Below are 12,962 nucleotides of genomic sequence, written 5' to 3' on the forward strand. Positions count from 1 at the left end.
ATGGAAAAATAAGGAATTATTAATGCGCAAAAAAATTTGAGGCTTGTTGAGCGCCTCAAATATTTAACATTAACGGTTGATTCTCTATAAAATACTCTCTTATCACATCTATAGGGATAACGTGGTTTCTTGGTGTGAACAACCATGGATCCTCTTGATGTGTTAATTCCTCTAAGATTTTCCCATCTAATTGACCATATTGCTCCCATGCTTCGTCAATAGATCTAATTTCATCATCTGTTAACTCTTCATTGGCATTAGGAAAAGGCTCAGGGTTTATAGTTAAATACCCTCGCTGTTTATATTGGTCATAAAGCAAACGATTTACAGGACCATGGTCCCAAGCCAACAAATTTTCCTCAAATAAAGGCTCAGGGTTATCTCTCAAATGAATTCCTTGAGCATAGTACACTAGCTTTTGTAGTTTTAACGGAGTAATAGCAAAAGGCGTGCTTACTTCACTTAAACTTAAAAAGTATTTTGCTACGTCTTGTACACATGCCATTAGTATCTCCTCCTATCTAATTTAATTATAGTATAATTTATTGCGTTTGTATAACCTAAATGTTTTCAGAAAATGAATGAATTTAACGCAATTAATTCAAAGCCGTTCATTAAATGATAAAACACCGTTTTCCTTATTGTATGGAATTAGATCAGTATTTGATTGTACATTAGTTTATTCTTTAACAACAAACTTATTATGGATTAAGATATAAAAAAGCCCCTTACAAGTTAAATGAACTTGTAAGGGGCTACTTTAATAATGGTTGAAGGATTTGAAAATCCAGTCAAAATCCAGTCAATATTCATTTAAAGGAATTCAAATCCTTAACTATCAAAGGGTTTGAGGACAGCTTACATCATGCCGCCCATACCGCCCATGCCACCCATATCCGGCATACCGCCGCCAGCGTTATCTTCTTCTGGGTGATCCGCTACAACCGCTTCAGTCGTCAAGAACATAGCGGCTACGGAAGCTGCGTTTTGAAGCGCAGAACGAGTTACTTTGGTTGGGTCAACGATACCCTGTTCAACCATGTTTACCCATTCGCCTGTGGCTGCGTTGAAGCCGACACCGACTTCTTCGCCTTTCAGACGCTCAACGATGATGGATCCTTCAAGACCTGCGTTGTGGACGATCTGGCGTACCGGCTCTTCAAGCGCACGTAGAACGATGCTTGCACCTGTCGCTTCGTCGTCGACAAGGCCAAGGCCTTCGACAGAGGTAATGATGTTGACAAGCGCTGTACCACCACCGGCTACGATGCCTTCTTCTACAGCTGCTCGAGTAGAGTTCAAGGCGTCTTCGATGCGTAGTTTACGCTCTTTCAATTCTGTTTCTGTAGCAGCGCCGACTTTGATGACAGCTACGCCGCCGGAAAGTTTTGCAAGGCGCTCCTGCAGTTTTTCCTTGTCGAATTCAGAAGTCGTTTCTTCTGCCTGGGCACGGATTTGAGCGACACGGGAAGAGATCTGCTCAGGGTTTCCGGCACCTTCGACAACGGTTGTGTTTTCTTTTGTGATGACCGCTTTGGACGCGCGTCCAAGCTGATCGATGGTTGTATTCTTCAATTCAAGACCAAGATCTTCTGTGATGACCTGGCCGCCCGTAAGTGTCGCAATGTCTTCAAGCATCGCTTTACGACGATCACCGAAGCCTGGAGCCTTAACAGCTACCGCATTGAATGTACCGCGCAGCTTGTTCACTACAAGTGTAGCAAGTGCTTCGCCTTCAACGTCTTCAGAGATCAATAGAAGCGGCTTGGACTGCTGAACCACTTGCTCAAGAACAGGAAGAACTTCCTGGATGTTGTTGATCTTCTTATCTGTAATGAGGATGTAAGGATCTTCAAGAACCGCTTCCATCTTATCCTGGTCAGTGACCATGTAAGGAGAAGCATAGCCGCGGTCGAACTGCATACCTTCAACCACTTCAAGCTCAGTGTTGAAGCCTTTGGATTCTTCAATCGTGATAACACCGTCGTTACCTACGCGCTCCATAGCTTCAGCAATCAACTGGCCGACTTCGTTGTCAGCAGCAGAGATGCTTGCGACCTGCGCGATGGAATCGCGGCCTTCGATCGGCTTAGAGATTTTGCGAAGCTCTTCCGTTGCTACAGCTGTCGCTTTCTCGATTCCTTTACGGATACCGACAGGGTTCGCACCGGATGTTACGTTTTTAAGACCTTCACGGATCATCGCCTGAGCAAGAACCGTTGCTGTCGTCGTACCGTCACCGGCCACGTCGTTGGTTTTGGAAGCAACTTCAGATACAAGCTGAGCACCCATGTTTTCGAAATGGTCTTCCAGCTCGATCTCTTTTGCGATGGTTACACCATCATTAGTAATGAGTGGAGAACCGAATTTTTTATCAAGAACGACGTTACGTCCTTTTGGTCCGAGTGTAACTTTAACAGCATTTGCTAATGTATCTACACCACGCAGCATGGAGCGGCGTGCGTCTTCACTAAATTTGATTTCTTTAGCCATTTAAAATGCCCTCCTCATTAATATCGTATGTTTAAGTAATTTTGAAGAATTTACTGAATGACAGCAAGTACGTCGGATTCGCGGAGAATCAAGTATTCACTGCCTTCATACTTCACTTCGGTACCTGCGAATTTGGAGTAGATCACGCGGTCGCCGGTTGCGACTTCAAGTGCTACTTTCTCACCGTGTTCGGTTACGCGGCCGTTACCGACAGCAACAACTTTACCTTCCAGCGGCTTTTCCTTCGCAGAATCCGGAAGTACGATTCCGCTTGCAGTAGTCTGCTCTTCTTCAACAAGTTCAATGACAATACGATCACCAAGTGGCTTTAACAATTAGGACACCCTCCTTGATATGGTTGTTCAGATTTTAGTCGTTTATTAGCACTCGACATAGGTGAGTGCTAACACAATTCTTATCATAATCAATTCACTACTGTTTTTCAAGTAGAAACTCTAGAAATTTATCCAAGTTTTTCGACAAAAATCGCACGTTCCTGCGTATCGCTTACGTGTGGTTTTGAAACTGTGATAAAATACATAAAGTATGTAGTGCAGGAAGTATTCCTGCTGCTGAATAAAAGGAGTCGTAAACGTATGCCCAAACGATATTGGTATATTATTTTAACTTATGTAGTGACACAGCTTTCCACAGTTGTATTCGCTCCGCTTCTGATGGCTGCGGGACTTGAGCAGTTTGACGCGATTGCCATCTGGTCTGTCGTCAGCTTTACGATCGCGACATTGATCATTCTGCTGCTGCTCCGTCCGGAAAGACAGAATACGTACGCACGCGATGAAAAAGCCGGTGCCGGAAAAGTCATTCTCTGGTCGATCGCCGGGGTGTTTCTCGCTTTATTCGCACAGGCGATTGCCGCCACCATTGAACGTGAGGTGTTCGGTGTGCCGGCCGGTTCGGAAAATACGATGGGCTTGATGGAAATCGCCCGGGAAGCCCCGCTTTTCATTCTACTCCCTGTTGTATTCGCTCCGATTACAGAAGAGATTATTTTTCGTAAAATTATTTTTGGAGAAATTTACAAACGCACGAACTTCCTGCTTGCGGTTCTTGTTTCCGCGCTTGTATTCGGTGCGTTCCACTTCGACTTTAAGCACATGTTAGTCTACTTCTCCATGGGTGTGGTATTCGCCTTCCTTTACGTCAAAACAAAACGAATTATTACACCAATCGTGGCTCATATGGCGATGAACTCGTTTGTTGTCGCCACCCAGTACTTTTTGACAGAGGAAGATATCCGCCGCATGCAGGAGCAGGTCGAGACGATCTTCATTGGAGGGTTATTCTAAACTTATGAAAACATCTCCATTATTCATGGCGCTGCTGTATTTTTCCTTAGGGATTGCCTTTACGTATATTGCCGCTCAGGCAGCGGCTGAAACGATCTGGAATGCAACGACGATCATTTTGTCGCTTGTCGCCACCTTCAACATTGCCGTGGCCGTTCGTTTATACAACCTTCATAACAAAATTAAGAATACGAAGAAATAAGAAAAACGCAGGCGCGATGCCTGCGTTTTTTTATGCTTATTAAGGTGGCCGTGCCCGCGGCAAGCTTCCACATACGTTCCAGGTGAGAACAAGCCCTTTACTTATGCTTGTTTTTCGTCCTCATCCGGAACGCCCTTCAGAATAAAGGAAAACGGCAGCGCAATCAGCAGCACAACCGCCGACACGAGGAAAGCTTCATTTAATGTCTGCAGGGTGGCCGCCTGCATATCAATATCTCCTCCTGCGGAAATCTGCGCGCGGCGGACTTCATAATAAATAGAGAAAAAGACGATGCCGAGCGAGGAGGAGATCTGCCGGATGATGTTGTTCATCGCACTTCCCTGTGCGACCAGATGCTCAGGAATGGCGTTCATCCCCGACGTTGTCGCCGGCATGTTCCCCATCCCCATGCCGAGACCGCGAACCGTGTTCAAGGCGAGAATCATCCAGTATGGGGTGGAAAGCTTCAGCATCCCAAGACCCAGTGTCGCCAGGGCCATAATCGCAAGACCCGGCGGAACGACGTACTTCGGTCCCTTTTTATCAAGTATCCGTCCGCCGATCGACATGAACACCCCGCTCGCCGCGGCTGCCGGCAGGAACAACAGTCCTGTCATGACTTCATTCAAGCCGTAGACATTTTGAATGAGCAGCGGCAGCAGGAAAATTCCTGAGAATAATCCAATCGATGCAGCCGAGGTGACAAGGATGGACACGGAATAGGTCGGCACCTTGAAGACCGATAAATTGAGAAGCGGGTCGTCCTGACGGTTTTCGTAAAAAACAAACAGGACGATCGCCAGTAAGCCGACCACCACGAGCGTCAGGTTCAGCGGATCCATCAATTTATCCAGTGTCCGCCCCCGTCCGAGCGCAAACAACACGGATCCGATACCTAAGGTAATGATAAGAAACCCGACAAGGTCGAACTTTTTCTCCGGATGCGTTTCCGTCCGCTCCAGAAACTTCGCGGATAGAATCAGCCCCGTCAGTCCGAATGGAATGTTAAAGGCAAACAGCCACGGCCAGTCCACATACTGGATCAGCAGCCCCCCGACGGTCGGGCCGATCGCCGGAGCGACCATCGCCGCAACCCCGTATACACCGACGGCCAGTCCGCGCTCATGTCTCGGAAACGAGTTGAAAATGAGCGCCATGGCGATCGGCAGCATCAAGCCCCCGGCCATTCCTTGAATCGCCCGGGAGATGATCACCATACTGAGCGTGGAGGAAAAGAATCCGGATAACGACCCAAGGATGAAAATAAACAAACCGGTCAGGTAGACTTTCTTTTTCCCGAACCGGTCTCCGAAATAGCCCGTCAGCGGCATCGTCATCCCCATGGCGACCATGAAGATCGTTAAAATCCACCCGACGGCTACGGCGTTGGAATCAAAGATTTCAATGAACCGCGGTAAAATCGGGTTCAGCATACTATTATTTAAGATGACGGTAAACGTTCCAAACAAAACCGATATGACGACAAGCCATTTATTCGGCAGTTTACTCATAGATGTCCCTCACTTTCTGTCGATTCGTACACTATTATCTACTATACCACCTCGCAGCCGGATTAACCCTTCCATCGGCCGTTCCAGTTTGTTTTTCATCAAATGAGCGGTGTAAGCGTTCCCTTATGTTTCCAGTCTTTAACCCCTGGGTACCATACAACCAGACGAATAAAGGAGGAAGATCATATGGGACGTTTAAACAATAAAACGGCAGTCGTTACAGGAGCCGCGACAGGAATCGGGAAAGCTACCGTGAAGCTTTTTGCCCAGGAGGGCGCCCGCGTCATCTGTGCTGACGTCGATGAAGAGGATGTCCGCAAAACTGTGGAGGAAATCAACATCCATGGCGGGCAGGCGGAATCCTACGCCCTGGATGTATCCGAGCAGGAAAGTGTCCGCGTCTTTGCCAATTATGTAGAGGAAACGTACGGAACGATTGATGTGCTGTTCAACAACGCCGGTGTCGATGAAGAAGGCGGCAAGGTGCACGAATATCCGGTCGATTTGTTCGACCAGATCATTTCTGTCGACCTCCGCGGCACCTTTTTAGTCAGTAAATATCTACTTCCGCTTATGTTCGAAAATGGTGGCTCGATCATCAATACATCATCCATGTCGGGACAGGCGGCTGACCTGGATCGTTCCGGCTACAACGCAGCCAAGGGCGGAATCACCAATTTCACCCGGGCCATGGCGATTGATTACGCACGTCAGGGCATCCGCGTGAATGCCGTATCCCCCGGAACGATTGAAACGCCGCTCGTTGATGAACTTGCCGGTACGAAAAAAGAAGAGGAAGGTCGTGAGTTCCGGGAGGCGCAGAAATGGGTGACACCGATGGGCCGGTTAGGAAAGCCGGAGGAAATCGCCTCCGCCGCCCTTTTCCTCGCTTCTGAGGAAAGCTCGTTCATTACCGGTGAGGATCTTACTGTGGACGGCGGACTGACCGCCTACACGTGGCCGGGTAAAATGCTGATGGACAACAGCTGGAAAGAAACGACGAAGTAATAAAAAAGACTTAGAGCAGACGACGCTCTAAGTCTTTTTTATGCTTCATCCAGCGGCTCATCCTCCATCAGCGGATAATGCTTCAGGAAGTAAACGAGTGCCTGCAGTTCAATCGCAAGGTCGATATGATGCACCCGCACGCGCGATGGAACGCTGATCCGCGCCGGCGTGAAATTGAGAATTCCGCTCACACCCGCTTCTACAAGGCGTTCGGCAATGCCCTGGGCGGCAGATGCCGGTACTGTTAAGATGGCCACCTCAAGGTCACCGAGCTGGTTTTCCAAGTCGTCGATGTGGTGCACTTCGACACCGCCGACTTCCGTACCGACCCGCTCCTCGTTGGCATCAAAAGCCATTTCGATTTTCGTATTGTTGTTTTTCGTAAAATTATAATTCAGAAAAGCCGTTCCCAGATTCCCTACACCAATCAGGGCGACCTTCGTCGTTTCATCCTGATCGAGCGTCTTTCTGAAGAAGGACAGCAGGTATTCCACGTTGTAGCCGTAGCCCTTCTTCCCGAGTGCTCCGAAGTAGGAAAAGTCCCGGCGGATCGTAGCGGAGTCGACTTTCACCGCCTCACTCAGCTCTTTCGATGATACACGCAGCTTTCCCTGACTGTGCAGGTTATTCAAGAAGCGGTAATACAGCGGCAGCCGCTTGGCTGTCGCCTGTGGAATTTTTGCTTGTTCCATATCCATGGCTCCGACCTCCTTTACCGATCCGTTCGTTTATAGTCGCCATTTTTGCCACCGGTCTTCTCCGACAAATACGTCGGTCCGATGACCATCCCTTTATCAACGGCTTTACACATGTCATAAACTGTAAGAGCAGCAGCAGATGCAGCCGTGAGCGCTTCCATTTCCACACCCGTGCTTCCCTTCGTCCTGGCGGAAACCTCGATGATCAAACGCGGTTTCTCTCCATCAAGCTCCCAGTCAAAGGAGATATCGACACCCTTCAACGGCAGAGGGTGACACATCGGAATCCAGTCCGGGGTTTTTTTGGCTGCCATGATCCCGGCTACCTGGGCTACAGACAGAACGTCCCCTTTTTCCATCGTCCGCTCTGTAATTTTATGATAAATCTCTTTGTTCACTTCTACACTTGTGAAGGCGACCGCTGTCCTTACGGTATCTTCCTTGCCGGATATATCCACCATCCGGGCACGGCCCTCTTCATTGAAATGACTAAATTCCGCCATTGGCACGTTCCCCTTTTTCTACATGGTTCTGATTGAAACACTACTCTTATTCTACCAAAAAATCAATCCGGAGTCGTCAACGATCGCTTTTCACACGGGGCATTCTGTTGCTAGCAGGTATCCGTATAAGATACACTTAGTTCATCGAGGTGAAACGACATGATTCTCATGCAGCTGAATCAACTGACGAAGCGTTTCGGCGCCGAGTTGATTTTAACGAATATTAAATTGGAAGTACAAAAGAATGACCGGCTTGCCATCGTCGGCCGGAACGGGGCAGGAAAATCGACCCTGTTGAAGATTATGGCCGGAGAGATGAGCTACGATTCCGGAGATATGTTCAAACCGAAAGATGCATCGGTCGGATACCTGGAGCAGCATACAGGTCTGCAGTCCGAAAAGTCGATCTGGGACGAGATGGAGCAGGTTTTTGACCACTTGAAATCACTGGAGAAAGAACTCCGTTCCATGGAAGTGCAGATGGCCGATCCCGCCCTGGTGGAAGATCAGACCCGCTATCAGCAGCTGCTGAAGGACTACGACCGGAAGCAGGAGCAGTTCAAGACTGCCGGCGGCTACCACTATGAAGCCGATATCCGAGCCGTATTGAACGGACTTAACTTCAAGGATTTTGACTGGACTACACCGATTTCTACATTAAGTGGCGGTCAGAAAACACGGCTGGCACTCGGGAAACTGCTGTTGACCAGTCCCGATCTTTTGATTCTTGATGAGCCGACCAACCACCTGGACATTGATACGCTGAGCTGGCTGGAAAACTACCTTCAGGGCTATCCCGGTGCTGTGGTCATCGTCTCGCACGACCGCTACTTCCTGGATAAAATCGTCGATACCGTATACGAGATCGCTTTTCAATCATCGAAGAAATATCATGGCAACTACAGCGATTATTTAAAGAAAAAGGAAGCCGACTTCGAACAGGAAATGAAACGCTTTGAAAAGCAGCAGGAAGAAATCAAACGGATGGAGGACTTCATCCAGAAGAACCTTGTCCGGGCCACAACGAGTAAACGGGCGCAGAGCCGCCGCAAGCAGCTCGAGAAAATGGATAAGCTCGACAAACCAAAAGAAGACAACCTGTCAGCGAAGTTCAGTTTCCAGGCTGCGAGAAGAAGCGGCAATGATGTGCTGAAGTTGAGAGACTATGCCTTCCGCTATTCGGACAGCTCGTCCTATTTATTCGATAACCTGACGCTTGATCTGAACCGCGGGGACTCTGTAGCACTCGTCGGACCGAACGGGGTCGGAAAAACGACCCTTCTGAAGACGCTTGTCGGTGAGCTGGAAGGGACGAAAGGGAAAAAACTCCTCGGCACAAACGTCCAGATTGGCTATTATGACCAGGAACAGCTCAAACTTCAGTCTAAGAAAACGGTGCTGAATGAGCTGTGGGACGATTACCCGATGAAAAATGAAAGAGATATCCGGACGATTCTCGGCAACTTCCTGTTTTCCGGGGAGGACGTGCTGAAGCCGGTCTCCGCATTGAGTGGTGGGGAAAAAGCACGATTGTCCCTCGCCAAGCTGATGATGCAGGAAGCCAATTTCCTCATTCTCGACGAGCCGACCAACCATCTGGACCTGGACAGTAAAGAAGTCCTGGAAGCGGCACTCGTCGATTACCCGGGCACTCTGCTGTTCGTTTCCCACGACCGTTATTTCATCAACAAGATTGCCGATCAAATCGTGGAAATGAAGCCGGAGAACACACGCCTGTTCCTCGGGGACTATGACTATTATGTGGAGAAGAAGCAGGAAGAATACGAACTGCAGCAGTTGGAAGAAGCCGAACGTGCCCAGGAAAAACCGGCGGAAAAGCAGGCGGCTCCGAAAAACAGCTTTGAAGAGGATAAAGCTGCGAAGCGTGAGGAACGCCGGAAAAACCGCCGGATTGCTGAAATCGAAAAGGAAATCGAAGAAGTAGAAGCTGTATTGGAAGAAAACGAAGAACTGCTTTGTGATCCGGATATTTACCAGGACCACGAACGCTCTCTTGAGATTACGGAAGACAATAAAGAAAAGAATGCTCGTTTAGAAGCTTTAATGGAAGAATGGGAAGCTCTTCATGAGTAAACAAGAAAGCCGGCGCTCATACGCCGGCTTTTTTTTTAGACTATAAAAAAGGAACGGTCTTTTTTATGAACTGCCGAGAAAATTCCCGACAACCTGCGATCCTTCTCATAACCCTGTGAACCACTATTCAATATCCACAAAGTTTTCAACAGATCCACACGCGTAATTACAGTTCTCAACAGGGTTATTCACATTATCCACAGAAAAACCCGTACTTATCCACGTATAATGGTAACGTTTTCTTTCCAATATCTACTTGCCCACAGCCTTTTACTGGAAAAAGAACTTATACACATGTGGATAACTGAACAAAAGAAGGCTCCCCTTTAGGAAGGAGAGCCTGTTTTCCTTGCTCCGTACCTTTCAAGATCGAGCCCGGGGTTGGCATTCAAATCCCAGCCGGAACGATGGCCTTGATTGAAAGCTACGGCACCAGCTGCTGCAATCATTGCTGCATTATCCGTACACAAATGAAGGGGCGGAATCAGCAGTTCTGCCTCACTGTTCTGGAATTTTTCCTCCAACGCTTTTCTTAACCCTTTGTTGGCGGCCACCCCACCAGCAACGATCATCTGTTTCACACCGTATTCCTCCGCAGCCCGGAGAGCTTTCGTAGATAAAACATCGACAACACTTGCCTGGAAGCTGGCCGCAACGTCCTCGGCCTTTAACTCTTCCCCACGCTGCTTCGCCTTATGAAGACGGTTGATGACAGCTGACTTCAATCCACTGAAGCTGAAGTCGTAGGAACCCTCCTCGAGCCATGCCCGTGGAAAATCAATCGTTTCTTCCCCTTCATGAGCGAGACGGTCGATATGCGGCCCACCTGGATAGGGAAGTTTCAGCGTCCGGGCCACTTTGTCATAGGCTTCTCCTGCGGCATCATCGCGCGTTTCCCCGATAATCTCAAACGAACCGTGCTCGCGCATCAGTACGAGCTCTGTGTGTCCACCGGAAACGACGAGCGCCAGCAGTGGAAACTGAAATTCTTTTTCCAGACGGTTCGCATAGATATGGCCGGCGATATGATGCACACCAACGAGTGGCTTCTGCTTGGCAAAACCTATCGACTTCGCGGCGTTCACACCGACTAATAACGCGCCGACCAGCCCCGGTCCTTCTGTCACAGCAATCGCATCCATATCATCAATCGTCATACCCGACTCATCCAGTGCCTGCTGAAGCGTGAGGGTCATCTGCTCAATATGATGCCTTGACGCGATTTCCGGGACGACGCCGCCAAAGCGCTTATGACTTTCTATTTGTGAGGCAACGACGTTTGTAATCAGTTCGGTTTCATTTTTCACGACAGCGACGGCTGTTTCATCACAACTCGTTTCAATCGCAAGAATGTATTGATCTTCGTTCATTTTAATCCCACCCACATAACGAGCGCATCTTCTCCATTGTCTGTATAATACCTCTTCCGTACACCACCGGGAACAAGACCGAATTTCCGGTATAGATGCTGGGCAGCCATGTTGGAGACACGGACTTCAAGGGAAAGCTGTACAGCTCCCCGCTCGACGGCTTCCCGGCACGTATGCCCGAAGAGCAGTTCCCCGTACTTGTATCCACGGTACTCAGGAAGAATGGCAATGTTGGTTATATGCGCTTCATCGATAATTAACCACAATCCACAATATCCGATGATTTTCTCATCCTCTTCCACAACATAGTAGAAGGAGTATGGATTGTCGGTCATTTCTTTTTCAAATGTTTCCTGTGACCACGGCACAGCAAAAGATGCTTTCTCCACCTGCATCACAGCTTCGACATCGTCAATGGTCATTCGCCGGACGGACGCCATTTTACTTGTTCTCCTGCTGGGCCAGCCATTTGGCCTCTGCTTCAGGAAGGCGGAGATAATTCGGGACAAGGTCATGCAGCGGCCCCGGTTCCTTGTCAGCTCCAGCAGCTGCGACCAGGGAAGGTCTAGCGAACTGGTAAGGTGCGGCCGGAATGACAGCCTGGTCACCGAGCACTTCAAGGATCCGTTCCTTATGCACAGCTGTATCCTGACTGATAAACAGCACCTTTTCTCCCTGCTCTTTCAGCTCCTGAAGCCAGTCCTCCATCAGCAGGTTGCGCTCCTCTTTCACTAGGTTCATCTCTCCGTCATACAACCCGGTATACACTAAACCGCGCCGGGCATCGAAAAACGGGCTGATATATCCTTGGAAAAAGGCTCCCTGACGTGCAGCCGCCTCCAGGCTGGATACACCGACAACAGGAATTCCAAGAGACCATGCCATCGTTTTCGCCGTCGTCAGTCCGATGCGGACACCTGTATAGGATCCAGGTCCGTGAGCGACAGCGATCCTGTCCAGTTCTTCCGGTTTCATTCCTGTGTCCTTCATCACCTGGTCAATCGCAGGCATCAGACGGATGGAATGGTTCTTTTTCATATGGGTCACGTATTCCCCGGCGACTTCACCGTCTCTAAGAACCGCGACTCCCATTACGTAATTCGAAGTATCGATCGCTAAAATATTCATGACAAAATCTCCTTACATACCTGTTCCAATCGAGGAGAGGCTGTTTCAAAGTGAAAGACGCGGACGGTATCATCCAGATACCGGATTGTGATATCCAGTCGCTCTTCTGGAAGGTATTCCTCAATGAACTGGGCCCACTCCACAACGGTAACCCCGCCGCCGTCCAAATATTCATCGAAGCCGAGATCCTCATCACTGTCCTCCAGACGATAAACGTCCATATGGTAAAAAGGCACGCGCCCCTCATATTCCTTAATAATCGTAAAAGTCGGGCTGTTAATGGTCCGTTTCACACCGAGACCCTTTCCAAGTCCCTTCGTAAACGTCGTCTTCCCCGCCCCGAGGTCTCCTTCAAGGGTGAGTACATCACCCGCAGTCAGCTTCTCTCCAAGCCGGACAGCCATATCGTTCGTTTCTTCTACTGAACTGCTTTTCCATTCGAATGCAGTCATTTACTCACCCTCTTCCTTTAAGTGTGTATACCCGGAGGCGTCAAGTCTCTCCCGCCTTCCGTCTTTGGTGAGCCATACAGAGGGACTGTCAGACCTCATAGGCTCCACATTTCCAATCCTGGTCAAACGGACACCTACGGACTGTGCTGCTTTTTCAACGACATCCCAATCCTTCTCCGGTACTGTGCCTAGCAGC

Annotated in this window: 15 protein-coding genes (1 of these 15 running past the window's edge); 4 read left to right on the forward strand and 11 right to left on the reverse strand. The window is 48.9% G+C overall.

Going from position 1 to position 12,962, the window contains the following annotated elements; genetic code table 11:
• Positions 1-55: 55 nt before the first annotated feature.
• From ACXADP_RS18945 to groES, 3 genes are all read right to left on the reverse strand, one after another.
• Positions 56-505 carry a Panacea domain-containing protein gene (locus tag ACXADP_RS18945; protein WP_474972220.1) on the reverse strand — a complete coding sequence of 150 codons (450 nt, stop codon included), beginning with the start codon at positions 503-505 and terminating at the stop codon, positions 56-58.
• Positions 506-858: 353 nt separating this feature from the next.
• Positions 859-2,493 carry a chaperonin GroEL gene (gene groL, locus ACXADP_RS18950; protein ID WP_474972221.1) on the reverse strand — a complete coding sequence of 545 codons (1,635 nt, stop codon included), beginning with the start codon at positions 2,491-2,493 and terminating at the stop codon, positions 859-861.
• A 50-nt stretch (positions 2,494-2,543) separates the two neighbouring features.
• Positions 2,544-2,828 carry a co-chaperone GroES gene (gene groES / locus ACXADP_RS18955; RefSeq protein ID WP_027955522.1) on the reverse strand — a complete coding sequence of 95 codons (285 nt, stop codon included), beginning with the start codon at positions 2,826-2,828 and terminating at the stop codon, positions 2,544-2,546.
• A 261-nt stretch (positions 2,829-3,089) separates the two neighbouring features.
• Here groES and ACXADP_RS18960 point away from each other — a divergent pair, with 261 nt between their 5' ends.
• Together ACXADP_RS18960 and ACXADP_RS18965 are read left to right on the forward strand one after the other, a co-directional pair.
• Positions 3,090-3,800, forward strand: coding sequence for a lysostaphin resistance A-like protein (locus ACXADP_RS18960; RefSeq protein WP_474972222.1), 711 nt, complete (start codon positions 3,090-3,092; stop codon positions 3,798-3,800).
• A 4-nt stretch (positions 3,801-3,804) separates the two neighbouring features.
• On the forward strand, positions 3,805-4,002 hold the full coding sequence (locus tag ACXADP_RS18965) for a YdiK family protein (RefSeq protein ID WP_474967210.1): 198 nt from the start codon (positions 3,805-3,807) through the stop codon (positions 4,000-4,002).
• Between the two features lie 101 nt (positions 4,003-4,103).
• On the opposite strand, the gene ACXADP_RS18970 is transcribed toward ACXADP_RS18965, so the two are convergent.
• On the reverse strand, positions 4,104-5,513 hold the full coding sequence (locus ACXADP_RS18970; protein ID WP_474972223.1) for an MDR family MFS transporter: 1,410 nt from the start codon (positions 5,511-5,513) through the stop codon (positions 4,104-4,106).
• 186 nt (positions 5,514-5,699) lie between these two features.
• Here ACXADP_RS18970 and ACXADP_RS18975 point away from each other — a divergent pair, with 186 nt between their 5' ends.
• Positions 5,700-6,521, forward strand: a complete 822-nt coding sequence (locus tag ACXADP_RS18975; RefSeq protein ID WP_474967208.1) for an SDR family oxidoreductase — start codon at positions 5,700-5,702, stop codon at positions 6,519-6,521.
• A 38-nt stretch (positions 6,522-6,559) separates the two neighbouring features.
• Here ACXADP_RS18975 and ACXADP_RS18980 read toward each other — a convergent pair whose 3' ends face one another.
• Both ACXADP_RS18980 and moaC read right to left on the reverse strand, forming a co-directional pair.
• Positions 6,560-7,219: a redox-sensing transcriptional repressor Rex gene (locus ACXADP_RS18980; protein WP_474967207.1), complete on the reverse strand. Its 660-nt coding sequence runs from the start codon at positions 7,217-7,219 to the stop codon at positions 6,560-6,562.
• Positions 7,220-7,233: 14 nt separating this feature from the next.
• Complete coding sequence (moaC, locus tag ACXADP_RS18985; protein WP_474967206.1) at positions 7,234-7,722, reverse strand: cyclic pyranopterin monophosphate synthase MoaC; 489 nt, start codon at positions 7,720-7,722, stop codon at positions 7,234-7,236.
• A 159-nt stretch (positions 7,723-7,881) separates the two neighbouring features.
• Between moaC and ACXADP_RS18990 the strand changes: the two genes are divergently transcribed.
• Positions 7,882-9,816: an ABC-F family ATP-binding cassette domain-containing protein gene (locus tag ACXADP_RS18990; RefSeq protein WP_474972224.1), complete on the forward strand. Its 1,935-nt coding sequence runs from the start codon at positions 7,882-7,884 to the stop codon at positions 9,814-9,816.
• A 326-nt stretch (positions 9,817-10,142) separates the two neighbouring features.
• Here the strand turns inward: ACXADP_RS18990 and tsaD are convergent, their stop codons facing one another.
• The 5 genes in view from tsaD to thiL are tightly spaced (at most 1 nt apart) and all read right to left on the reverse strand, a layout consistent with a single transcriptional unit that may run on beyond the window.
• On the reverse strand, positions 10,143-11,186 hold the full coding sequence (tsaD, locus tag ACXADP_RS18995) for a tRNA (adenosine(37)-N6)-threonylcarbamoyltransferase complex transferase subunit TsaD (RefSeq protein WP_474972225.1): 1,044 nt from the start codon (positions 11,184-11,186) through the stop codon (positions 10,143-10,145).
• A complete protein-coding gene (gene rimI / locus ACXADP_RS19000) occupies positions 11,183-11,626 on the reverse strand; it encodes a ribosomal protein S18-alanine N-acetyltransferase (protein ID WP_027955823.1) in 444 nt (147 codons plus the stop codon). Before rimI ends, tsaD begins: the two co-directional genes overlap by 4 nt.
• A 1-nt stretch (position 11,627) precedes the next feature.
• Positions 11,628-12,314: a tRNA (adenosine(37)-N6)-threonylcarbamoyltransferase complex dimerization subunit type 1 TsaB gene (gene tsaB, locus ACXADP_RS19005; protein ID WP_474972226.1), complete on the reverse strand. Its 687-nt coding sequence runs from the start codon at positions 12,312-12,314 to the stop codon at positions 11,628-11,630.
• Positions 12,311-12,766, reverse strand: a complete 456-nt coding sequence (gene tsaE / locus ACXADP_RS19010; protein WP_474967202.1) for a tRNA (adenosine(37)-N6)-threonylcarbamoyltransferase complex ATPase subunit type 1 TsaE — start codon at positions 12,764-12,766, stop codon at positions 12,311-12,313. The genes tsaB and tsaE overlap by 4 nt, the downstream gene beginning before the upstream one ends.
• Positions 12,767-12,962: the end of a thiamine-phosphate kinase gene (thiL, locus tag ACXADP_RS19015; RefSeq protein WP_474972227.1), read on the reverse strand. 791 nt of this gene lie beyond the right edge of the window; only the last 196 of its 987 coding nucleotides appear in the window; the start codon falls outside the window, past its right edge; its stop codon occupies positions 12,767-12,769.

Source organism: Halobacillus sp. AWH4_228, assembly GCF_056158365.1.

Excerpts from the sequence above, each read along its gene's own strand:
- ACXADP_RS18945 (WP_474972220.1), bottom strand. The coding sequence starts at position 505 with ATGGCATGTGTACAAGACGTAGCAAAATACTTTTTAAGTTTAAGTGAA.
- groL (WP_474972221.1), bottom strand. The coding sequence starts at position 2,493 with ATGGCTAAAGAAATCAAATTTAGTGAAGACGCACGCCGCTCCATGCTG.
- ACXADP_RS18960 (WP_474972222.1), top strand. The coding sequence starts at position 3,090 with ATGCCCAAACGATATTGGTATATTATTTTAACTTATGTAGTGACACAG.
- ACXADP_RS18965 (WP_474967210.1), top strand. The coding sequence starts at position 3,805 with ATGAAAACATCTCCATTATTCATGGCGCTGCTGTATTTTTCCTTAGGG.
- ACXADP_RS18970 (WP_474972223.1), bottom strand. The coding sequence starts at position 5,513 with ATGAGTAAACTGCCGAATAAATGGCTTGTCGTCATATCGGTTTTGTTT.
- ACXADP_RS18975 (WP_474967208.1), top strand. The coding sequence starts at position 5,700 with ATGGGACGTTTAAACAATAAAACGGCAGTCGTTACAGGAGCCGCGACA.
- ACXADP_RS18980 (WP_474967207.1), bottom strand. The coding sequence starts at position 7,219 with ATGGATATGGAACAAGCAAAAATTCCACAGGCGACAGCCAAGCGGCTG.
- moaC (WP_474967206.1), bottom strand. The coding sequence starts at position 7,722 with ATGGCGGAATTTAGTCATTTCAATGAAGAGGGCCGTGCCCGGATGGTG.
- ACXADP_RS18990 (WP_474972224.1), top strand. The coding sequence starts at position 7,882 with ATGATTCTCATGCAGCTGAATCAACTGACGAAGCGTTTCGGCGCCGAG.
- tsaD (WP_474972225.1), bottom strand. The coding sequence starts at position 11,186 with ATGAACGAAGATCAATACATTCTTGCGATTGAAACGAGTTGTGATGAA.
- rimI (WP_027955823.1), bottom strand. The coding sequence starts at position 11,626 with ATGGCGTCCGTCCGGCGAATGACCATTGACGATGTCGAAGCTGTGATG.
- tsaB (WP_474972226.1), bottom strand. The coding sequence starts at position 12,314 with ATGAATATTTTAGCGATCGATACTTCGAATTACGTAATGGGAGTCGCG.
- tsaE (WP_474967202.1), bottom strand. The coding sequence starts at position 12,766 with ATGACTGCATTCGAATGGAAAAGCAGTTCAGTAGAAGAAACGAACGAT.